Origin of the sequence: Dankookia sp. GCM10030260 (assembly GCF_042666655.1) — a bacterium.
Taxonomy (GTDB): domain Bacteria; phylum Pseudomonadota; class Alphaproteobacteria; order Acetobacterales; family Acetobacteraceae; genus Paracraurococcus.
In genome coordinates this window covers 520,731-542,654 of sequence record NZ_JBHTDE010000003.1, presented here as the reverse complement: position 1 = coordinate 542,654, position 21,924 = coordinate 520,731, and the positions used below count along the sequence as shown (strand labels likewise).

General features: G+C 70.7%; 17 protein-coding genes and 1 pseudogene. 12 read left to right on the top strand and 6 right to left on the bottom strand.

Going from position 1 to position 21,924, the window contains the following annotated elements; genetic code table 11:
• Positions 1-25: 25 nt before the first annotated feature.
• The 3 genes from ACFQS7_RS14085 to ACFQS7_RS14075 all read right to left on the bottom strand — a co-directional run bounded on the left by ACFQS7_RS14085 (position 26) and on the right by ACFQS7_RS14075 (position 4,966).
• Positions 26-2,686, bottom strand: a complete 2,661-nt coding sequence (locus tag ACFQS7_RS14085; RefSeq protein ID WP_380067715.1) for an AMP-binding protein — start codon at positions 2,684-2,686, stop codon at positions 26-28.
• A gap of 74 nt (positions 2,687-2,760) precedes the next feature.
• Positions 2,761-3,732 (bottom strand): tripartite tricarboxylate transporter substrate-binding protein, encoded by a 972-nt coding sequence (locus ACFQS7_RS14080; protein ID WP_380067714.1) that lies wholly within the window; start codon positions 3,730-3,732, stop codon positions 2,761-2,763.
• Between the two features lie 169 nt (positions 3,733-3,901).
• Positions 3,902-4,966, bottom strand: a complete 1,065-nt coding sequence (locus tag ACFQS7_RS14075; protein WP_380067713.1) for a ketopantoate reductase family protein — start codon at positions 4,964-4,966, stop codon at positions 3,902-3,904.
• Between the two features lie 113 nt (positions 4,967-5,079).
• Between ACFQS7_RS14075 and ACFQS7_RS14070 the strand changes: the two genes are divergently transcribed.
• From ACFQS7_RS14070 to ACFQS7_RS14045, 6 genes are all read left to right on the top strand, one after another.
• Positions 5,080-6,336 carry a putative DNA modification/repair radical SAM protein gene (locus ACFQS7_RS14070; RefSeq protein WP_380067712.1) on the top strand — a complete coding sequence of 419 codons (1,257 nt, stop codon included), beginning with the start codon at positions 5,080-5,082 and terminating at the stop codon, positions 6,334-6,336.
• Positions 6,333-7,859 (top strand): UdgX family uracil-DNA binding protein, encoded by a 1,527-nt coding sequence (locus tag ACFQS7_RS14065; protein ID WP_380067711.1) that lies wholly within the window; start codon positions 6,333-6,335, stop codon positions 7,857-7,859. The genes ACFQS7_RS14070 and ACFQS7_RS14065 overlap by 4 nt, the downstream gene beginning before the upstream one ends.
• 101 nt (positions 7,860-7,960) lie before the next feature.
• The gene (locus ACFQS7_RS14060; RefSeq protein WP_380067710.1) at positions 7,961-9,223 is read left to right on the top strand and encodes a PQQ-dependent sugar dehydrogenase; all 1,263 of its coding nucleotides are present in this window, start codon (positions 7,961-7,963) and stop codon (positions 9,221-9,223) included.
• Positions 9,224-9,283: 60 nt separating this feature from the next.
• Entirely contained in the window at positions 9,284-9,865 is a 582-nt protein-coding gene (locus ACFQS7_RS14055) for a c-type cytochrome (RefSeq protein WP_380067709.1), read from the top strand.
• Positions 9,862-10,317 carry a hypothetical protein gene (locus tag ACFQS7_RS14050; RefSeq protein WP_380067708.1) on the top strand — a complete coding sequence of 152 codons (456 nt, stop codon included), beginning with the start codon at positions 9,862-9,864 and terminating at the stop codon, positions 10,315-10,317. Before ACFQS7_RS14055 ends, ACFQS7_RS14050 begins: the two co-directional genes overlap by 4 nt.
• Before the next feature lie 392 nt (positions 10,318-10,709).
• Entirely contained in the window at positions 10,710-10,901 is a 192-nt protein-coding gene (locus ACFQS7_RS14045; protein WP_380067707.1) for a hypothetical protein, read from the top strand.
• A 571-nt stretch (positions 10,902-11,472) separates the two neighbouring features.
• Here ACFQS7_RS14045 and ACFQS7_RS14040 read toward each other — a convergent pair.
• A pseudogene (locus ACFQS7_RS14040) lies at positions 11,473-11,735 on the bottom strand (transposase); the annotation flags it as partial.
• A gap of 359 nt (positions 11,736-12,094) precedes the next feature.
• Between ACFQS7_RS14040 and ACFQS7_RS14035 the strand changes: the two are divergent.
• Genes ACFQS7_RS14035 through ACFQS7_RS14025 form a run of 3 tightly spaced genes read left to right on the top strand, consistent with a single transcriptional unit; the run spans position 12,095 to position 14,769 of the window.
• The gene (locus tag ACFQS7_RS14035; protein ID WP_380067706.1) at positions 12,095-12,622 is read left to right on the top strand and encodes a DUF421 domain-containing protein; all 528 of its coding nucleotides are present in this window, start codon (positions 12,095-12,097) and stop codon (positions 12,620-12,622) included.
• A gap of 33 nt (positions 12,623-12,655) precedes the next feature.
• Positions 12,656-13,471: a mechanosensitive ion channel family protein gene (locus ACFQS7_RS14030; RefSeq protein ID WP_380067705.1), complete on the top strand. Its 816-nt coding sequence runs from the start codon at positions 12,656-12,658 to the stop codon at positions 13,469-13,471.
• On the top strand, positions 13,468-14,769 hold the full coding sequence (locus tag ACFQS7_RS14025) for a DUF2254 domain-containing protein (RefSeq protein WP_380067704.1): 1,302 nt from the start codon (positions 13,468-13,470) through the stop codon (positions 14,767-14,769). The genes ACFQS7_RS14030 and ACFQS7_RS14025 overlap by 4 nt, the downstream gene beginning before the upstream one ends.
• Here the strand turns inward: ACFQS7_RS14025 and ACFQS7_RS14020 are convergent.
• Positions 14,730-16,409: an efflux RND transporter permease subunit gene (locus ACFQS7_RS14020; protein WP_380067703.1), complete on the bottom strand. Its 1,680-nt coding sequence runs from the start codon at positions 16,407-16,409 to the stop codon at positions 14,730-14,732. The two genes, ACFQS7_RS14025 and ACFQS7_RS14020, sit on opposite strands and share 40 nt — an antisense overlap.
• A 363-nt stretch (positions 16,410-16,772) precedes the next feature.
• Here ACFQS7_RS14020 and ACFQS7_RS14015 point away from each other — a divergent pair, with 363 nt between their 5' ends.
• Positions 16,773-17,660, top strand: a complete 888-nt coding sequence (locus tag ACFQS7_RS14015) for a YihY/virulence factor BrkB family protein (RefSeq protein ID WP_380067702.1) — start codon at positions 16,773-16,775, stop codon at positions 17,658-17,660.
• Positions 17,661-18,516: 856 nt separating this feature from the next.
• On the opposite strand, the gene ACFQS7_RS14010 is transcribed toward ACFQS7_RS14015, so the two are convergent.
• Positions 18,517-19,032: a pyridoxamine 5'-phosphate oxidase family protein gene (locus ACFQS7_RS14010; RefSeq protein ID WP_380067701.1), complete on the bottom strand. Its 516-nt coding sequence runs from the start codon at positions 19,030-19,032 to the stop codon at positions 18,517-18,519.
• Positions 19,033-19,151: 119 nt separating this feature from the next.
• On the opposite strand from ACFQS7_RS14010, the gene gpmI reads away from it, so the two are divergent.
• Both gpmI and ACFQS7_RS14000 read left to right on the top strand, forming a co-directional pair.
• The gene (gpmI, locus tag ACFQS7_RS14005; protein ID WP_380067700.1) at positions 19,152-20,690 is read left to right on the top strand and encodes a 2,3-bisphosphoglycerate-independent phosphoglycerate mutase; all 1,539 of its coding nucleotides are present in this window, start codon (positions 19,152-19,154) and stop codon (positions 20,688-20,690) included.
• Positions 20,680-21,909: a murein hydrolase activator EnvC family protein gene (locus ACFQS7_RS14000; RefSeq protein ID WP_380067699.1), complete on the top strand. Its 1,230-nt coding sequence runs from the start codon at positions 20,680-20,682 to the stop codon at positions 21,907-21,909. Before gpmI ends, ACFQS7_RS14000 begins: the two co-directional genes overlap by 11 nt.
• The last annotated feature ends 15 nt before the right edge of the window (positions 21,910-21,924 follow it).

Here is a 21,924-nt window from a genome sequence, read left to right as displayed (position 1 = left end):
AGCAACAGCGGCCGGTCGAAAAGGTTCACCCGGGTCCGGGCCGACGCGTTGCGCACCGGATGGCGCAGGCCAGCGCCGCGGCGAGCTTCGCCACCCGCGGCTCCTCGATCATCGAAACATGGTTGCCCGGTACGACATCGACCATGGCGCCGCTCGCCGCCACCGTGCCCCACCCCAGCGCCCGGTCGCCTGCGAGCCCGCGAACCGGCTGCACCGCGGCGCGGAAGACCGCAATTGGCATCGGCCGGCGGCGCGGCCGGTAGCGATCCTGCGCCCGCAGATGCGCGTCCAGCATCGCATGGTGGCGCGGATCGAAAAGCCGGAGGTCGAGCACCGAGGCGACGTCCCGCTGCCGCCGCGCCAGCCGCCGCCCCAGGCCGCGCAGCGTGCGCCGGACCTGTCCGGCCAGGCGCGGCAGGGTGAAATGCCCCGCCTCGTCGGCGACGAAACCCGGCAGGTTGCGCAGCCAGAGGCTGGCCGCCGCGGGCAAGGTCCGCCACGACGGGGTCCATCCCGGCCAGCGCGCATCCAGCACCGCCAGCAGCCCGATCGCCTCGCCTTGATCGAGCAATTGGCACGCCATCTCGTAGGCGACGACGGCCCCGAAGGAATACCCGCCGATCAGGTATGGCCCATGCGGCTGCCGCTCACGCAGGGCGCGGAGGTAGCGTGCCGCCATTTGCTCGACGGTTTCGGCGATGCTGTCGCCGTCGCGCGTGCGGAAGACCAGGAAGGGCCGTTCCTCCCCCATATGCCGCGCCAGGTGCCGCAGATGCAGGAAGCCGCCGCCAATGCTGTGCACGCAGAAGAACGGGGCCTCCGACCCCAGCGGCTGAAGCGCGACCAGCGGGGAGGCCTCCGCCGCCGGGATCCGGCCCGCCGCGATCAGGGCGGCCAGACCGCCGATGGTGATGCTCCCGCCCAGCGCCTCGGTGGTCAACTGGCAGCCGAAGCGGTGCTCGATGGCGGCGCCGAGCTGCACCAGCCCGAGGGAGTCGCCGCCCAGCGCGAAGAAATCCGCTGTCGCATCCGGTGCGGGGATGCCCAGGATCTCGGCCCATAGCCGGGTCATCTCGCCGACGAGGCCCGTGACGTGGGCAGGGGCACCGGCGGCGGGCGGCGGGCTGGCGGCGGGCAGGGCGTCCAGCCATTCGCGCAGCCGCAGGCGGTCGATCTTGCCGCCCGGCAGCAGGGGCAACTCGGCCACCCGCTCGAAGCGGCAAGGCACCATGTAGCGCGGCAGCCTTTCGCCCAGCCAGGCCGCGGGGTCCACCGGCAGGCCGCGCGCCGGGTCCGCCACCAGGAAGGCGATGAGGCGCGTCGTCCCCTTTGCCTCCAGCGGCAGGATGGCTGCGCCGCCGCAGCCCGGCATGGCCTGGAGATGGGATTCGACCTCGAGCGGCGAAACCCGCTGGCCGTTGACCTTGAGCATGCGGTCCTTGCGGCCGAGCACGAGCAGGTTGCCGTCGGGCAGCAGCCGCGCGAGGTCGCCTGTGGCATACAGCCGGTTGCCGGGCTGCCGGGGGTCGGGCGGAAAGCGCGTCGTGTCGATGCTCCCCCGGTCCCAGTCGCCCAGGGCATTGCCGCGGCTGCTGATCACCAGCTCGCCGACCCTACCAGGCGCGACCGGGTCCCCGGCATCGTCGCGCAACAGGTATTCGGCATTCCGGCAGATGGTCCCGGCCGGCACGACCGCGCCATCCGGCAGGCGTTCCGGCGGGGAGACCCAGCCGATCACCATGCTTTCCGTCGCGCCGTAGGAATTCTCGATGCGGCAGCGCGGGTCGGTGACCTCCCGGGCCAGCAGCAGGTCGGTCCGCAGCACCGGCTCGCCGCCGAGCCGGATGCGCCGCACCTCGGCGAGCGCCGGCCCGGCCTCCGGCAGCCGTGCCAGCATACGGAACACCGAGGGCACGAGGCGCAGGGTGGTGACCCGGTGCCGCCGGATCGCCGCGAAGACCTGCGCCGCGCCGTCGTCGCGCAGGTCCTGCTGGCAGATCGTGGCGCCGGCCAGGAGATAGGCCAGGACATTGACCAGCGGGCCATAATTCGCATGCGAGCCGACCAGCATCAGCCGGTCGGCGAAGGTGATCGCGGACCGGCCGACATAGTCCAGCAGCAGCAGCATCAGCGTGGACTGGCTATGTGCGACCAGCTTCGGCATGCCGGAACTGCCCGAGGTGGTGAACAGGAAGGCCGGGTCGTGTCGGGTCAGCGGCTCGGCCGGCAGTACCTGCGGGGCGGACGCGGCGGGCGGCACCAGGACGTGGCGCCCGGCCGCCGCCGCCGCCTGGCTGCCGTCATGCAGCACCAGCCCCGCGCCGGCGGCGTCGAGCAATGCCGCCAGGCGGGCCGGCGGCTGAGCCGGCTCCAGGACGAGGACCGGACGGCCGGCGGCGATCCCCGCGAAGACCGCCGCGATGTAGTCCGGCCCGTTCGGCAGCAGCAGCGCCAGCGGGCCGGGCGCAGCGGCCGCCGCCCGGATCGCCGCCGCCAGGGTCCCGACGCGGCCCAGCAGCCCGGCGAAGGTGACGACCTGCGTCGCCGTGACAACCGCTGGATGATCCGGCTGTCTGGCGACGAGGGCCGCCAGCACCTGGTTGAGGCTGCGGCCCGGAAACTCAGGTCGCGGAGCGTCGACGGGGGCGGCGATCCAGGCCGTGGGCGGCGCACAGTCGAGCAGCATGACGGGTGGGATTCCTCGGCAGGGCCGCGGAACGCGGCGGCCAGCCGGGACGTACCGGGATCATGTTGCCAGTTTCAGTCGGCATAGGCCCCGGCCGCCTGGATGATCGGCCGCCAGCGCGCCACCTCCTCGGCCAGGAAGCGGCGGTGGAAGGCGATGGTCTGGCGTTCCGGGGCCGGGATGTCGGTCAGCAGTTCCGCATAGCGCTGACGCAGCTTCTCCTCCCGCAGGGCGGCCTGCATGGCGGCCGAGAGCTTCTCCTGAATCGGCTGCGGCGTGCCAGCAGGGGCGTAGACGCCGTGCCAGGTGCTCATCGCCACCCCGCCGAAGCCGGCCTCGGCCGTGGTCGGCACATCGGGCAGACCGGCCAGCCGCTGCGCGCTGCTGACGCCCCAAGCCTGCACCCGGTTGTCGCGGATATAGGGGACGGTGTTGGTCGCCTGGTCGCAGAGCAGGTCGATGCGCCCGGCCATGAGTTCCGCGATCGCCGGCGCGGTGCCGCGGAAGACGATGATGGTGGCGCGGTTGCCCGCCGCCTGCTGCACCAGCAGGGCGCAGAGATTGGCGGCCGAGCCGAGCCCGGCCGTCGCCATGTTCAGCGCATCGCCGCGGGTCTTGAGGTCGGCCATGACGCCGGCCAGGTTCTCCGCCGCGAAGCCGGGGCGGGTGACGATGGTCATGGCCGCGTCGGAGACCAGGCCGAGCGGGGCGAAGCTGCCGGGGACGTCGTAGGGCAGCTTGCGGAACAGCGTGGCGCTGGCGGCCATGCCGATGTTGTTGATCAGCAGCGTGTAGCCGTCGGGCTTCGACTGCACCATGCGCTGCGGCCCGACGACGGACCCGCCGATGCTCTCGACCACCACCGGCTGGTCGAGCTGCCGGCCCATGCTGTCGGCGACGATGCGGGTGATGGTGTCTGTCGGGCCGCCCGCGGCGCCGGCGGCGATGATGGTGATGGGGCGGCTGGGGAAGGCCTCCTGCGCCCGCAGCGCAGGCGCGGCGAGGAGCAACGGGGCGGCGAGCAGGTGGCGGCGCGTTGGGCGCATCGGTTGTTTCCTCCCGGATGGCAGGCAAGGTTGGGGAGGGAAATGTATTTCCTCCGCAAGCCCCACCCTGCCTTTTTTGTGGGTTGGCACCTGCCGCGCGGCGGGTCCCGACTCGGAAAAACAGATGAGGAGTCCGGGGAGAATGCCTTCTCCCCAGCCTTCTCCTTTCCTAGTTCAGCCGCAGCTCGCGGATATGCTTCGGGTCGGCCGGGATCTCGCCCTTCTCCACCCGTTTGACGATGTCGGTCAGCGCCGCGTTCGCCGGCGTGGCGATGCCGACATCCTTGGCCTTGTCGCAGACGAAGCCATTGAGGAATTCGATCTCGGTCCGCCGACCCTTGACCATGTCCTGGCCCATGGACGGCCGGTGCGCGCCGCCGCCGGGCTTGCGGGCCTCGGCCAGGCGGTGCTCGTCATATTCGTGCCGGGCAGCGGCGTCGCCCTCGCCGGCGCGGGCGATCACCTCCGGGTCAATGTGGTGGATCTCCTCCAGCGTGTAGCCCAGCGCCTGGCCGACGCGGATGGCTTCGCTGCCGAGGCGCGCGGTGAAGGCGCGCAGCGTGTCGTCCAGCAGGATGTCGCGGCTGATCAATCCGGTGGAGGCGGACATGCCGTTCCCCATCACGTTGGTCACGAGCTTCGACCAGCGCTCGCCCCAGAGGTTGGAGGTAACGGTGCAGCTGTCGGACAACGCGCAGAGCCGCCCGACCTCGTTCGCGCGGTCGGTGATGCGGCCATGCACCTCGCCGACCCGGAAGACGGTATGCGCGGCGCCGCCCTTGCCGGAAGCGCGGCGGACATGGCCGGGTTCGCAGAGCTCCACGGTGATCGACGACGCGATGGCGCCCAGCGTGCGGCCCCAGCCGACCACTTCGGCGATCGTCTCCTCGTTCATGCAGTTCTGCAGGGAGACGCAATAGCCGCCCGGCGCCAGGTACTGCCGCACCATCATCGTGGCCCAGGCGGTGTCATAGGACTTGGTGCAGATGAAGGCGATGTCGAACGGCTTCTCCTTCGAGACCTGCTGCAGTTCCGTCAGGTGGATCGCCTTCACCGGCACGGTGAATTCCGGCACGTCCTTGATGTGGGAGATGCGGAGGCCCTTGGCTCGCATCGCCTCGACATGCTCGGGCCACATGTCGACGAAGGTCACGTCCTCCCCCGCCCGGACCATATGCGCGCCGGCATAACCGCCGACCGCCCCCGCGCCGATGATGGCGATGCGATTGGCCATGGAATTCCCCCCGAATTGCGTTGCCGGCAGTCTGAACCGGGGCGCGACGATGGCAAGGGGGCTTGCGCCGCGATCGTTACAGAACATATAGTGAACCTACGGAAAGGCCGACCATGGAATTGCGCCGCAAGCTCGAGATCCTGGCGGATGCCGCGAAATACGATGCCTCCTGCGCGTCGTCCGGCACCGACAAGCGGGACAGCAGGAAGGGCGGCATCGGCAGTACCGAGGGCATGGGCATCTGCCACGCCTATACGCCGGACGGCCGCTGCGTCTCGCTGCTGAAGGTGCTGCTGACCAATGCCTGCGTCTTCGACTGCGCCTACTGCATCAACCGCGCCGGGTCCAACGTGCAGCGCGCCCGCTTCACGGTGCGGGAGCTGGTGGACCTCACGCTGCATTTCTACAGGCGCAATTACATCGAGGGGCTGTTCCTCTCCTCCGGCATCATCCGCTCGCCGGACTACACCATGGAGCAGATCACCGAGGTCGCCCGCCAGCTGCGGGAGGTGCATGGCTTCCGCGGCTATATCCACCTAAAGACCATCCCCGATGCGGCGCCGGATCTGCTGGCCGCGGCCGGCCGCTACGCCGACCGGCTGTCGATCAACATCGAGCTGCCGATGGCCGAAAGCCTGAAGACCCTGGCGCCGGAGAAAGACGCCCCCGGCATCCGCCGCGCCATGGCCCGCATGCGGCTGCGGATCGACGAGGCGAAGGAGGCCAGGCGCACCGAGCGCCGCACCGCCGCCCCGCGCTTCGCCCCGGCCGGGCAGAGCACGCAGATGATCATCGGCGCCGATGCGGCGGACGACCGCGCGGTGCTCGGCACCACGGCCAACCTCTATGCCAGCTATGGCCTCAGGCGGGTCTACTACTCGGCCTATTCGCCGATCCCGGATGCCTCCGCGCTGCTGCCGCCGGCGGCGCCGCCCCTGGTGCGGGAACACCGGCTCTACCAGGCCGACTGGCTGCTGCGCTTCTATGGCTTCGAGTTGGACGAGATCATGGCGGGCGGCGAGGACGGCAACCTCGACCTCGGCATCGACCCCAAGCTGGCCTGGGCGCTGAAGCACCGCGAACGTTTCCCGGTCGACGTCAACCGCGCGCCGCGGGAGATGCTGTTGCGTGTCCCCGGTCTCGGCGCCAAGACGGTGGACCGGCTGCTCTCGGCCCGGCGGCACCGCGGCATCCGCAGCGACGACCTGGCCCGGCTGCGGCTGCCGCTGGCGAAACTGCTGCCCTTTCTGGTCACCGCCGACCACCAGCCGCGCGGCGGGCTGCTGGACCGCGCCGACCTCCGGCGCATCGTCGCCCCGCGCACCGGCTTCGCTGCAACGGCCCGGCCGGTGCAGCTGGCGCTGCTATGAGCATCGGAATCCTGCTGCCGGGACAGGCCGACTTCGTCGCCTGGCGGCAGCAGGCGCGCCGTCTGCTGGCGGCCGCGGTGCCGCCGGAGCAAGTGGAGTGGCGCGTCGTCGGCGACCCGCCCGGTCTGTTCGGTGGCGCGCCGCTGCCGGCCGAAGCCGCCCCGGTCACCGCCAGCGTCCCGCGCGCCTTCCTCGACCAGGCGGAGGTCGCCATCCGCCACCGCGACCCGGAACGCTTCGCGCTGCTCTATCGCATCCTGTGGCGGATCGTGCGGGGCGAGCACGGGCTGATGCAGGTGGCGACCGATGCCGACATCGTCCGGCTGCAGGCGATGACCAAGGCGGTGCGGCGGGATGCGCACAAGATGCACGCTTTCCTGCGCTTCCGCGGGATCGAGATGCCCGCCCGATCGGTGGAAGGCGAAGCCGGCAGCCCTGAAGCGGCCGGGCCGGACAGTCCGGGCGAACGATACGTCGCCTGGTTCGAGCCAGACCACCACATCCTGGAAGCCGAGACCGGCTTCTTCATCCGCCGCTTCGCCGCGCTGCGCTGGTCCATCCTGACGCCGGAGGCGAGTGCGCATTGGGACGGCGAGACGCTGCGCATGGGTGCAGGCGGCAGTCGCGCCGAGGCTCCTTCGGAGGATGCGCACGAAGAACTCTGGCGCGCCTACTACCGCAGCATCTTCAACCCCGCTCGGATGAAGCCGGCCGCCATGCGGGCCGAGATGCCGGTAAAATACTGGAAGAACCTGCCGGAAGCCCGTGACATCCCGCGCCTGATGGCCGAGGCGCCGCAGCGCGTGGCGGAAATGGTCGCGCGCGGCGCGACGCCGGCGGCGGAACGGCGCCAGCGTTTCGTGCAACCGGCAGCCCCGCCGGCGGTTGCCGAAGGCATGCCAGCCGATCTCTTCTCCCAAATCGACGACCCCGCCACCGCCATGGCCGCCTTGCGCGCCGAGATGACGGCCCGCCCCGACCTGCCGGAATGGACCCGCGCGGCGACGCAGATGGTCTTCGGCGAAGGCCCCATCGGCGCGCCGCTGCTATTCGTGGGCGAACAGCCGGGCGACGAGGAAGACCTCGCCGGCCGCCCCTTCGTCGGCCCGGCCGGGCGGATGTTCGACCGCGCGGCGACCGAGGCCGGCATCGACCGCCCCGCCGCCTACGTCACCAATGCGGTGAAGCATTTCAAGTTCAAGCCGACCGGCCGCCGCCGGCTGCACGAGTCGCCGAATGCCGGTGACATCACCTGGTACCGGCCCTTCCTGAAGCGGGAGATCGAGCTGGTCGCACCGCGACTGGTCGTCTCGCTCGGCGCCACCGCGCTGCGGGCGTTGACCGGCAAGCCGCTGGCCATCACCAAGGTGCGCGGCGAGCTGATCGAGACGGCGGACGGGCTGCGGGTCTTTCCCACCGTGCATCCTTCCTACCTGCTGCGGCTGCCGGACCCCGAGAGCAAGGAACGGGAATACGCCCGGTTCGTGGCCGACCTGCGCGCGGCGCAGCGTGAGGTGGCGTAGCGTTCCAACTTGGAGATGCTTGCAATCACGGCGCGGCGCGTGGTTCCGTGACGGCAGCGGCACTTGAACGGTGCCGTGCGAAGAAGATCTGGGGATCGTCCATGACAAAAAAGTCATTCACGTGCCGCAAGCCCGTCATAGCCGCGGCGATCCTTGCCGCCGGGCTGACGCTGGGCGGCGGCGCCGCCCATGCGCAGTTGAAGAGCTACGACAGCAGCAAGCCCAGCTTCTGGCAGAACCCGCCGCCCGACTGGTTCCTCGGCGACGAGACGGAGGCGCAGAAGGGCCAGGCTCCGCCGGTCGGCCCGGCCACGCCGACCCCGCTGGCCGAGCTGAACGAGAACCTCAAGCGTATCAAGCTGCCGCCCGGCTTCAAGATCGAAGTCTATGCCTCCGGCATCCCGGAAGCGCGGCAGATGGCCTGGGGCGACGACGGCACGCTCTTCGTCGGCTCCTTCGGCGCGACCAATGTCTATGCGGTCACCGACAAGGGCGGCAAGCGCGAGGTCAAGACCATCCTGAAGGGCCTCAACATGCCGACCGGCGTGGCCTTCCGGAACGGCGCGCTCTACGTCATCGCGATCGACAAGCTGCTGCGCTACGACGGCGCGGAATCGAAGCTCGACGAGATGCCGAAGCCGGTCGTGGTCTATGACGACATGCCGTCCTACGTCGCACATGGCTGGAAATACATCGTCACCGACAAGGAGGGCGCGATGTACCTGCCCTTCGGCCCGCCCTTCAACATCGGCATCCCGCCGACCAGCGTCTCGCAGATCCGCCGGGTGCACCCGAACGGCCAGGCCGAAATCATCGCGCTCGGCGTCCGCAACAGCGTCGGCGGCGACATCGACCCACGCACCGGCCAGTACTGGTTCACGGAGAATGCGCGCGACTGGATCAGCGACGACCTGCCGAGCGACAAGCTGAACCACGTGACGCGGCTCGGCCAGCATTTCGGCTATCCTTACTGCCACCAGGGCGACATGCCGGATCCAAAATTCGCCATGGGCCACAAGTGCGACGAGTTCACGCCGCCGGTGCTGAACCTTGGCGCGCATGTCGCCCCGCTCGGGATGAAATTCTATACCGGCAACCAGTTCCCCGCCGAGTACCAGAACAACATCCTGATCGCCGAGCACGGCTCCTGGAACCGCCATACCTATCAGGGCGCCCGGATCATGCGGGTGACGGTCGACGCCGACGGCAAGAACGCCAAGCAGGAGGTCTTCGCCGAGGGCTGGCTCACCGGCAAGCAGGAATATTCCGGTCGGCCGAACGACATCCTGGTGGCCAAGGACGGCGCCATCCTGGTGGCCGACGACTGGGCCGGCGCGATCTACCGGATCAGCTATTCCCGTTGACGTGACGAAGGCCGCCCACCACCGGCGGGCGGCCGCTTGCCGCTTCTCATGGATCCCTGCATGCGCCCTGTGATGGCCGCCTTCGTGGCCCTGTGTCTCTCCGCCACGCCGCTCGCCGCCGCGGATATCGAAGCCGGCCGGCAGCGGGCCGAGACCTGCGTGGTCTGCCATGGCGCGGACGGCATCACCGCAGATCCGTCCATCCCGTCGCTCGCCGGGCAGCGCGAACGCTACCTGCAATGGCAGCTTGTCTTCTTCCGCAACGGCCGCCGTGCCAACCCGATCATGGGGCCGCTGGCGGCCGACCTGTCGGACGAGGATCTGCGCAACCTCGGCGCCTATTTCGCCTTTCTCCCCCGCGCCAACCCACCGGCCGGCGCGCCCGACTCGGTGCTGCACGAACAGGGCAGGCAGGCAGCGGCGCGGCACCGCTGCGCCGCCTGTCACCAGGATGACTATGGCGGCAGCCAGGCCGCGCCGGCGGTCGCGCACCAGACCCGGGCCTATACCGCGAAGGCGCTGCGCGACTACCGCAGCAATGCCCGACCCAGCGTCGGCGTCGCGGCGATGAACCAGGCGGCGGGTGGACTGACCGACGACGACATCGCGGCACTTGCGGTCTACCTGGAACGGCCCGAATGATCCGCGCGATGGTCCTCGGTGGCGTGCTGCTGGTGGCCGGCAGCGCCGTTGCGCAAGCCCCGCAGCTCGCCAACCCGGCCGCTTTCGAGCGCGGCTTCGCTGTCTCGCTCTATCAGTTCGATGCCTGCGGCGATGCGTTGGCCGGGCGGATGTTCCGCCGCGCGCTCGCGGAACGCTTCGCGCAATGCCCCTTCTCGCCGGCGGCGCGCAGCCACTACCAGCAAGCCACCCGCACCGAGTTCGCCCGGGTGCGCGAGCGCATGAAACAACTGGTCGAGGAGAATGGCGGCATGCCGCGTGAACTGGTCGGGATGTCCACGACCTGCCGCGCGCAGCAGGCCGGCGAGGGATATCGCGATTTCCGCGCGCTGCTGGAACGCTACCAAGCCGGCGACGTGACGGCCGAGGCGGTGATCCCGGCGGCGTGCGATGCGGCCAACATCATGCCGTAAATGCAGCAAGACCAGGGTGGAAGTATTCTTCCTGGACACTCGGCTATTTTTGAGTCGGCACTCGCCGCGCGGCTAGAGGCAAGCCCAGGCGACAAAAGGGGCGGGTTCGGCGGAAAGCATCTCCCGCGTATCATCCAGTTGCGCTGCCAGGATTTGCGCATGCCGCGCTTCGGGTGAATGCAGTTGACGCTGCGACGGCGCGGCAGACGACGCTGTTCATCCTGCCCATATTTCTGCGATGTTTCGTGGTCCAGCAGAACGCGCCGAGATAATGGGGCGAGTGCTGTGCGGAGCGGCCTCGTAGATGGCCTCGACCGCGGTGCTGAGGTCGACGACGGCGGTACTGATCCAGAAGGCGGCCGGCCCGCGCACGATCGGGGAGCCTGGCGCCGGTGACCGTCATCCAGCGGGTGCGTTGGCTGGCGGGATCGGCGAGGCCGGGCAGCCCGTCGGTATGGACCAAGGCCCTGCGGCAATGTGTGCGTTTTGGAGCGACGGGACGTGGCCACGGTGACGCTGTCGACGTCCTGCATGACGACATGGCCCATGTGATCGTCGGGCAGACGATCGAAGGCGAGCGATGACGCGGGTTTTGCCGGCGGTGCCTCTGCCCTGGTTGCGCTCACCTCCGCGGCAGACGTCATCGGCTTTGACCATTGGCGCGCTACCGGTGCTTATTCAGGTACCAAGCGGTCGCGTTCGATGGCCGAGATGCCGTGCTCGGTGCCGATCATCCCATGCATGGCGAGGAACCAGCGGGTCAGCGGCAACTTGGTGTTGGCCATCACGGAGCTGGCCGACCAGCGGTGACTACAGCGGACGCACCCGCCCATGGCCTGGCACTCGCGGCCGTTGACCGTCTTACCTGCGTCCTGGCGCAAGCCGCATCTAACCGGGATCGGGACCCCGAAGCGGGTCGAGTTCTGCTTCAAGCGTCCTGCTGGGATCTGGAGGCCAGCATGGATGCGGTCATACCCCAAGGATCTGCGGGAACGCGCGGTTCGTCGCGCCGAAGCATGTGAGCCGATCCGGTTCATCGCCAAGGCCCTGCAGATCAGCCCGCCCTGGGTGTCCAAATGGCGCAAGCGGCTGCCGGAGACGGCCGTGCTGACGCCCGGCGAGATGGACGGGCCAAGCCGCGCACGCTGATCGGCGAGGTCGAGCTCCGCCATCGCAGAATACGTCGAAGCCTTGCGTAGGATCTCATTGGCCTGCCGCGGCTCGCGGACTTCGCGCTCCAGCCCCTTGATGCGCTCTCGCTCCTCCGGCGACGCGCCGGACCTCTGGCCCGCATCGCGCTCGGCCTGCCGCACCCACTTCCGCAGCGTCTCGGCCGTGCAGCCGATCCTGGCCGCGATCGACCCAATCGTGGCCCACTGAGAGGCGTGGTCGCCCCCATGGTCCAGCAACTTCCGCACCGCACGCCGCCAGGCTTCAAGCGAATATAGGTTCGACCTCTTCTAGGTCATTGCCCCATCCTCTCAACCGCTGGGGCCTCCCGCATACCCGGGGCGGTTCAGAACACCACCGACGCCCAGTTGGAGAAGTCGCCAAAGGTCGACCTGCAGGCCTTCCTCGACACGCAGAGCTACGACCAGCGCCGCCAGGAGATCGATCGCTTCTGGCAGCAGCAGGAGACCAGCAATTCCGGCTGACGTGGCTTGCAACGCAGGCGCCCGGCGCCCGCGGGAACGGCCGCTCCTGGCGGCCGTTCCGTTCCTGCGGACCCTGGCTGCGAAGCGGCGCCTCCGCTGCCCGCCTTTCGGAGGCCTGACGCATGTTCTTTGAGTCCTGGTCGTCCCTGCTGCGGGTCGTCGTCGTCGGCACGCTGGCCTATGTGGCCCTGGTGCTCATGCTGCGCATCTCCGGCAAGCGGACACTCGCCAAGCTCAACGCCTTCGACCTGGTGGTGACGGTCGCACTCGGCTCGACGCTTGCGACCGTGCTGCTGAACCGCTCCGTCCCCCTGGCCGAAGGCGTGGTCGGCTTCATGCTGTTGGCTGGCCTGCAATGGCTGGTCGCCTTCGGCTCCGTGCGTTCCGCGCGCTTCGGCGCCCTGGTGAAGTCCGAACCGACGCTGCTCCTGCATCGTGGCCACTTCCTCGACAGTACGATGCGCGGCCAGCGGGTGACGCGCGAGGAAGTGGTCTCCGCGTTGCGCGCCTCCGGCGTCGCGCGGCCAGAGGATGCGGCGGCCGTGGTGCTCGAAACCGATGGCAGCCTCAGCGTGGTTCCCGGCTCTGCCACGAATGGCCGGGAGGCGGAGGTGCTGCAGGGCGTGCGCGGTCCGGCCCAGGCCGCGTGAACCCGCCTGGAGCCGGCATGCATGGAGAGATGGATGGACTTCGATACCCTGCTCACCCGCGTCCGTGGCCTGGCCAATGCAGCGCTGACGCTGCTGCCGGGACTCTTGCTGGGATTACTGGTCCTCGGCCTGGCCTGGTTGCTGGCCGGCGCCGTGCGCACGGCGATCGCCCGTGCCGTCGGACTGCGGACCGCCTCGCCCGGCGTTGCCCTGGTGCTCGGCCGGATCGGCAGCGGCCTGACCATCCTGGTCGGTATCTTCGTCGGCGCGGCGATCGCCTTCCCCTCGATCAACGCCGCCGACCTGTTCGGCGTGCTGGGCATCGGCGGCGTCGCCATCGGCTTCGCCTTCCGTGACATCCTGCAGAATTCCCTGGCCGGGATCCTGCTGCTGCTGACGCATCCCTTTCGCCTGGGCGACCAGATCAAGGTCGGGGAATTCGAAGGCACGGTGGAGGACATCCAGGTTCGTGCCACCACCATCCGCACCTATGACAACCGCCGGGCGGTGATCCCGAACAGCGACCTCTTCTCCGGCAAGGTGCTGGTCAACACCGCCTATGACAAGCGGCGCCTGTCCATCCGCTTCGGCATCGGCCAGGACGACGACATCGCCGAGGCGAAGGGCGCCATCCTGAGGGCGGCGCTGGGTGTCGAAGGCGTGCTGGCCGAGCCGGCGCCCGCGGTGCGGGTGGCGGAACTCGGCGCCACGGCGGTGCAACTCGACCTGTTTCTCTGGATCGATCCGCCACGGCGGGTCGAGGCCCGCGACGTCATTGACCGCGTGCTGGTACGGGCGCGGCCGGCGCTGGCCGCGACGGTCGAGCTCCGCCAGGCCGCGGCGCAGTGACGACTGCGCGCTTCCGGCAGTTCTGGGCGGATCTCCGCGCCTCCTTCTGGCTGCGGCCGGCGGTGATGACCCTGCTTGCGATCGTGCTGGCCGAGCTGCTGATCCGCGCCGACGGCGTCATCAGCCTGCCATCCTGGCTCGAGGGCTGGGTCTATGCCGGCGGCACCGCGGGCGCCCGCGACGTGCTCGGGACCGTAGCCTCGGCGACGATCGGGGTCGCAGGCACGACCTTCTCGATCACCGTGGCGGCGCTCAGTCTGGCATCGAGCCAGATGGGACCGCGGCTGCTGCGCAACTTCACCAGCGATCCCGGCAACCAGTATGCGCTCGGCGCCCTCGTCTCCACCTTTGCGTTTGCGCTGATGGCGCTGCGGTCGGTACACGACGCGGAGGACGGCGCCTTCGTGCCGCAACTCGCGGTCTCGGTCGGGCTGCTGCTCGCCTTCGGCTGCGTCGGGGTGCTGATCTGGTTCATCCATCACGTCGCTACATCGATCAACGTGAACACCGTGGTGGCCCTGGTCCATGGCGATCTCTCGGCGGCGCTGCGGCGACTGCCGCGCCGGAGCGGGCCGCCCGACGCCGCGGCGGAGCCCGCCACGCCGGACGAATCCGGTGCGCCGCTACGCGCCCCGGGCGGCGGCTATCTGCAGGTGCTCGACGACGCGGAGCTCGGGCAATGGGCGGAGGACAAGGACGCCCGCCTGTGGCTCCGCATCCGCCCGGGCGACTTCGTCTTCCCCGGCAGCGTCATCGGTCGGGTGGTGCCCGCCGGCCTGGTCGATGACGCGCAGTCGGCGCTCGGCCGGGCCCTGGCGCTGGGCGATACGCGCAGCGTCGAGCAGGACCTGGAATTCGCGGTGCGGCGGTTGGTGGAGATCGGCTTGCGGGCATTGTCCCCCGGCATCAACGACCCCTTCACCGCCATGGCCGTGCTCGACCGGCTCGGTGCCGCGCTGTGCGAGCTGGCCTCACATGACCTGCCCTCTGGCTGCCACTGGCGCGACGGGAAGTTCCGGCTGTCACGCGGCACCACGGATTATGCGGGCCTGGTGGACGCGATGTTCCACATGCTGCGCCAGGCCGGCACGGGCGCGCCGGCGGTGATGATCCGCATGCTGGAGATATTCGACGAGGTCGCGGCGGTGGAGCAGGACGCCCAGCGGCGCCGCAGCCTGCGCCGGCACATCGTCCTGACCCGCGACGCCGCCACCGCGGCGACGCAGGACAGCGCCGCCCTGGCCGCGATCGAGGCACGCTATGCGCGCGCCCTCGGCCCTCTGGCATCGGCCGACTGACCGCGACCATCCGGCCTCACGCCTGCTGGTCGGCCGGGTCCGCGGGACTGGCGGCGTCCTGCCGCGACCCGCGGCTGGTCGCCTCGCGCAGGCGCTCGAAGGCGATGTAGAGCACCGGGGGTGACCACCAGAGAGAGGATAGGCACCAGCAGCAGGGCGCCGATCACGACGGTGCCGATCGAGATGCTGACATTCGCTCCGGCCCCCGACGCGATGACCAACGGCACGCAGCCCAGGATGAAGGCGAAGGAGGTCATCAGGATGGGCCGCAGGCGCAGCCGCACCGTCTCCTGCGCCGCGGCCGTCGCGTCCGCGCCCCGCTCGCGCGCTTCCTGCGCAAAGGCGACCAGCAGGATGGAGTTCTTGGCGGCCAGGCCGACCAGCAGCAGGAGGCCGATCTGGCCGAAGATGTCGAGCGGCAGGCCGCGCAAGGCCAGCGCCGCGAGCGCGCCGGAGACGGCCAGCGGCGTGCCGAGGAGGATGACCAGCGGCAGCCGCAGGCTCTCGTACTGCGCGGCCAGCACCAGGAACACCATGAAGATGCCGAAGCCGAAGATCAGCGGCGCAGAGCCGCCCGCGAGCTTCTCCTGGTAGGCCATGTCGGTCCAGGCGACGGCGTGGTTGGTTGGCAGGCGGCGCTCGGCCAGCCTTTCGATCGCCGCGATCGCGGCACCGGAGCTGAACCCCGCGGCCGTTTCCACCGCCACCTCGATCGCCGGGTAGGTGTTGTAGGACAGCACGGCGGTTGGCCCAGCGACGACCTGCGCCGAGATCAGCGAGCCGATCCGAACCGGCTCGCCCCGCATGTTGGGCACAGTCAGTGCCTCGAGGTCCTCCAATGTACGGCGCGCCGAGCCCTCGCCCTGGACATAGACCTGGTAGACAAAGCCGAACTGGTTAAGCAGGTTGACGAAGGACGAACCGACATAGGTGCCGAGCGTGTCGAACAGCGTCTCCAGCTTCACGCCCAACTGCTCCGCCTTGGCGCGGTCGATGTCGAGCCGGATTTGCGGCACGCCGTAGCTGCTGGTCGGCAGCGCGCGGCCGACCTCGGGCAATGCGCTCGCCTCCGCCAGGAAGGCATCAGCCGCTTGGGTCAGTGCCAGCCCACCCTGGCCGCTGCGGTCCTGGAGCTCGAGCGTAAGGCCGCCGCGCGAGCCGAGACCGGGCAGCGGCGCGGGATTGACGATGCGCACCTGCCCGTCAGGGTCGTGTCGGAAGGCGGCACGGATGTCTGCGATCACAGCCGCCACGCCTGCCCGCTCGCCCCAGGGCTTCAGGGTGGGGATCCGGAAACCGAAGAAGGAGGCGGTGGTGTCGGACAGGATGCCACGCCCCGCGACTCCGCTGCTGCCGGCAACGGCCGGATGCCCAAGCAGCGCCTCGCCGAGGCGCTCAATCAGCGCCACGGTCCGTTCCACTGAGGCGCCCTTGGGTAGGGCGACGTCGGCGAGGAAGTAGCCCTGGTCCTCCTGCGGCACGAAGGCTGTCGGCCGCTGCTGGAACAGCCTGGCCGTCGCCGCCACGAATGCGAGAAAGCCGATGGCGAAGAACGCGAGACATCGCGCGAGGCGGCCGACGGCATGCGCCGCGCCTTCCGCGCTACGACCCACCATGCGGTCGAACCAGTGGAAGGGCACGCGCCAACATGGTCCGACGTGTCCGGCGATGCCGCCGGCCGGTGCCGCTGCGGACCGGCCGGCGCTTCACCCACCCGCGGTGCCACGGCCTGGCCCGGCCGTGCGGACCGCGTCCGGCATCACGGTGATCCGCCGGGCAGGCCTCTCGCCACCCCCGAAGCTTCGGCTCCGTCCGGTCCATGCGGTAGCATGTCGGGCCAGCGCCGGTCGGCATGGGTTCGATGCGGGGGTGCGCCGAGCGCCTGCGGGCTGAAACCTCGGCGTGCCCAGGCGGTTCCGTTGCCGTCCGGGTTAGACCGGAGCGGTTCCAGCCAGGTCTCGGCAAAGCCGCCCCGGTTCCCGACATGAAAGGAAAGGCTGGACGTGGGGGCGACGCTGCCGAGCCGCGCATGGGGGCTGATCAAGGAGACGGTCGCCGGCTACATCGCGGACGAGGCGATGACCCGCGGCGCGGCGATCGCCTGCTACAGCATGTTCTCGCTTGCGCCGCTGCTCGTCGTGGCGGTGGCGATCGCCGGCCTGGCCTTCGGCGAGGCGGCGGTGCAGGGCGCCCTGGGCGAGCAGTTGCGCGCCCTGGTCGGGCGCCAGGGGGCGGATGCCGTGCAGGCGATGATGCGAGGTGTCGGCCCAACCGGCGAGCCCGGCTCCGGCGGCGTTCCGGCGGTAGTGGGGATTGGCGTATTGCTGATCACCGCGAGCGGCGTCTTCGCCGAATTGCAATCCGCACTCAACGCGATCTGGAAGGCGACGCCGCAGGCGATCACCGTCTCCTACCTGGTCCGGGCACGGCTGCTGAGCATCGGCCTGGTGGCGGCGACCGGGTTCCTGCTGCTGGTGTCCTTGCTGGCCAGCGCCGCCCTGGCGGCGGTCCAGGCCTGGGTGGCCGGCCAATTCCCCGGCATGGTCCAAGTGCTGGCGGCGCTCGGCTTCGTCGTCTCCTTCGCCCTCACCGCCGCGCTGTTCGCCGCGATCTACAAAGTGCTGCCTGATCGTCGGCTGGCGTGGCGCGACGTGGCGGTAGGCGCGCTCGCCACCGCGCTGCTGTTCAGCGTCGGCAAGGCGGTGATCGGCTGGTACATCGGCGGCAGCGGCATGGCCCGCAGCTATGGCGCCGCCGGCGCGCTCGTGGTGGTGCTGCTCTGGGTCTACTACTCGGCGCAGATCTTCCTGCTCGGCGCCGAGTTTGCCCGCGCCTGGGCGGGGCTGGAGGGCGGCAAGCGGGACGCCCCGATCGGGCCGCGGTCGCGGTAGGGCATGCGCGTGCTTCGCCGTTGCGTCCTGCACGGCATCGCCGGCGCCCTGCCCCGCCGCCTGCCGCACCCTGGCCTGCGATGCCTCAGATGGCCAGGAGGACCTCATGGCGCGATACGAGAGGCGCGATCCCAGGCCCTATGGCACAGAACCGGTGCAACTGAGCCGAACCTGGCAGGCTGCCTCCAGCGCCCGTGCGGGGCCGGCACGGAGGGGGTTGGGAATGCCGCATCCCGTGCCACCGGGCCATCCCCTGGCCTGGCATCTTGGCGAGCTCTGCAATGCGCTGCTGGTACTGGTTCTAGCACCCGGCGCCTCTTTGTTGATTCGGACGGTCGCCGCCAAACCGGTGCGGCATGAGGCGCCAGCAAGCTACACCTTACCGGGATCTGCCGCGGCGGGAGCAGTCGGGCAGCATGCACCAGCGAATGCCGCCGCGCCGGACCTGGAAGGTCGGGATGATGATTCCGCGTACCGGCCGGGCGGGCGGACACTCCCACGCAGAAGGGGCACCAGCGAAAGCGCCGGCATCGCCCGTTCCGCGTCAGCGGCGACGAGCAGGTCGTCTCGCTTGCAAGGGGCACGGGTGGCCGGGGTCCGGATCGGACCGTTCCATCCAACCCGGCCTCGACAGACTGTCGGAATCAGGGCCTGCCCCGGCCATCCAAATCCGGTTGCGACAGCATTCGGGGACGGACACCAAGTCCCGGCATCATCCAGCGCGTCCGGTGATCAGAGGCGACGCGGAGAACAGGGACCGAACATAGGTCTCCGGCCGCCCCGGATCGATGAGGCATATGCAGGAAAAGGAAGAAGCGGTCTGGGGAGGGATCGGCTTTCCCTCCCCGGCCCTCCTTCACCCCGCCTGCTTGGTGAAGTCGACCTTGTCGTTCGCGCCCGGATGCGGCGGCTCGCCGGTCGCCACCGCCTTCAGGTAGCCATAGGCATGCACCAGCGTGCTGCTCGGGCTGTCCCAATATTCGGCGCCCTCGCACTCCACCCGGATCAGCGCGATCTTCGGGTCCTCCGGCCCGGCCGGGAACCAGACCCGCAGCGGCTCGGACCACAGCGCCTTCTGCTTCGCCACGTCCTTCACCGTCTCCGCGGTGCCGGAGATCGAGACATAGTCCTGCGACGACGGGTTGGAGTAGGCCAGCAACACGCGGCCGTCGTTGGCGGCCTCGCCCGTGACCGGGCTGCCGGCGGTGGCGAAGAACCACAGCACGCCGTCGAATTCCTTGTTCACGGCGCGCATCGGCCGGCCACGGAAGCGACCCTGGTCGTCCTCCGTCACCATCATCGCGATGTCGATATCCTTGATCATCTCCCAGACCTTGCGCTTGGCCTCGGCGTCGCTGCGGGTCTCGGGCATGGCGGCTCTCCCTTGTCGGCGTTCGCCGGGGCCAACGGCCGGGCGGCGGGACGGTTCCGGCAATTGCTTGCTCCTGGCTGGTACCGGCAGTAAGGCCGGGGCACCCGAGGAGACTTCCCATGCCGCAACCGCGCCCCGTCATGCTCGTCATCCTGGACGGCTGGGGCTGGCGCGAGGATCCGGCTGACAACGCCGTGCGCCAGGCCCGCACCCCGAATTTCGACGCGCTGTGGGACGCCGGGCCGCGCGCCTTCCTGCACACCTCGGGCCACGAGGTCGGCCTGCCCGACGGCCAGATGGGCAATTCCGAGGTCGGCCACCTCAACCTCGGCGCCGGCCGCGTGGTCATGCAGGATCTGCCGCGGATCGATGCGGCGGTCGCCGATGGTTCGATCGCCCGGCTCCCGGCGCTGACGGACCTCGTCGCCAAGCTCCGCGCCTCGGGCGGTACCTGCCATTTGATGGGCCTGCTCTCCCCGGGCGGCGTGCACAGCCACCAGAAGCACGCCGCCGCCTTGGCCAAGGCGGTGGCTGCCGCCGGCGTGCCGGTGGCGCTGCACCTCCTCACCGATGGCCGCGACACCCCGCCGCGCGCCGCCCCCGGCTACCTCCGCACCCTGCTGGCCGACCTCGGCGACGGTCTGGGCGAGGCTGGCGGCATCCGCATCGCCACCGTCACCGGCCGCTACTACGCCATGGACCGCGACAACCGCTGGGAACGCGTCTCCCAGGCCTATGACGTCATGGTCTCGGCCAGGGGCGCCGCCGCCGCCGACCCGGTCGCGGCGGTCGAGGCCGCCCATGCCCGCGACATCACCGACGAATTCATCCCCGCCACCGTCATCGGCGACTACGCCGGGATGCGGGACGGCGACGGCCTCCTTTGCTTCAATTTCCGCGCCGACCGGGTGCGGGAGATCCTCGGCGCCCTGCTCGACCCCGGCTTCCAGGGCTTCGCGCGCACCAAGGTGGTCCGCTTCGCCGCCGCCGCCGGGCTGACGCAGTATTCCACCGCGCTCGACCCCTTCCTCGGCACGCTCTTCCCGCCCAACCAGCTGAAGGACATCCTCGGCGAGGTCGTGGCGCGGGCCGGCCGCACCCAGCTGCGGATGGCCGAGACGGAAAAGTACCCGCACGTCACCTACTTCCTGAACGGCGGCGAGGAGCGGCCCTACGAAGGCGAGGACCGCATCATGGTCCCCTCCCCGAAAGTGGCCACCTACGACCTGCAGCCCGAGATGTCGGCCCCGGAACTGGCCGACAAGGCCGTCGCCGCCATCGACTCCGGCCGATACGACCTGATCGTGCTGAACTTCGCCAACCCCGACATGGTCGGCCATACCGGCGTGCTGGCCGCCGCGATCCGCGCGGTGGAGACGGTGGATGCCGGCCTCGGCCGCATCGCCGCGGCGGTGCGGCGCCAGGGCGGTGCGCTCCTGGTCACCGCCGACCACGGCAATTGCGAGATGATGCGCGACCCCGAGACCGGCGGGCCGCACACCGCCCATACCACCAACCCGGTGCCGGTCCTGCTGATGGGCGGCCCGGCCGGCGCCCGCCTGCACGAAGGCAAGCTGGCCGACGTGGCGCCGACCCTGCTCAGGCTGATGGGCCTGCCGCAGCCCGCCGCGATGACCGGGAAGGCGCTTGTCGTCTGACCCGGCGCGGCTGATGCGGCGGCTGCCGGCGGCGCTCCTGCTGCTGCTGGCCAGCGCCGCCCTTGCCCAACCCACACCGCAGGCGCTGCAGGACGCCCGGCGCGCCGCCGCCGCCCAGCGCGAGGCGGCCGAGGACGCCGCCCGCGCCGCCGCCGCCGCCGCCGCCGAGGAACGCCGCCTGGCCGAGCGCCGGGTGGAGAGCGCCCGCCACGTCCAGGCCGCCGAGCAGCGCCTGGCCGAGGCCGAGGCCCGCGCCCAGGCGGCCGGGGCCGCCGCCGGCCACTCCGCCGCGCTGCTGCAGCAGCGCGCCGCCGCCCTCGCCCCAGCCATCCCGGTGATGCTGCGGTTGGCACTCTGGCCGGCGGAATCCCTTCTGGCGGTGCCGGGGCCCGCCGAGGATGCGCTGCGCGGCCTGCTGGTACTGCAGGGCATGTCGCACCAGCTGGCGGCCGAGGCCGCGGGCCTCCGCGCCAGCGGCGCCGAGGCCGCCCGGCGCGCCGCCGCCGCCGCCGCGGAGGCCACCGCCCTGCGGACCGCCGAGGCCGCCGCCCGGGCCGCGACCGAGGCGCTGGAGGAGGACCTGGCCGAGGCCCGGACCCGCCGCGCCGGCGCCCGCGACGCCGAGGCCGCGGCGGCCCGCCGCGCCGAGGCCAGCGCCGCCCGGGCCGGCGACCTGGTGGGCGCGCTCGCCCGGCTGCAGCGGGAGGAAGCCCGGCGCGAGGCACATGCCCGCGCCGCCGAGGCCGCGAATGCCCCCGCCGCCGCCGCGAAGGCGCGCGAGACCGCCCGCGGCGGCGATGCCGCCGCCGCCATCCGCCCCGACCCGCCCCCCACCCCGCGCGGCGCCCGCCCCATGCCGGTTGCCGGCGCCGTCACCCGGGAGTTCGGCGCAGGCGGGGAAGGCGGCGCGGCGCGCGGCATGACCCTGGCCGCCGCGCCCGGTGCCCGGGTGGTCAGTCCCTGTGGCGGCAAAGTCGTGTTCGGTTCATCCTTCCGCAGCTATGGGCTGTTGTTGATTGTGGATTGCGGCGACGGCTACCATTTCGTGCTGGCCGGGCTCGACCGTCTGGATGCCGCCTCGGGGCAGCGCCTGCTGGCCGGGGAGCCGGTCGGCCAGCTCGGTGCCGCCGAAGGCCGTGGCCGGGCGCCGCTCTACCTTGAGCTGCGGCGCAACGGGCGGCCGGTCGATCCGCGGGCCTGGTTCGCTTCCCGCGGATGACGACGGCGCGGTAAG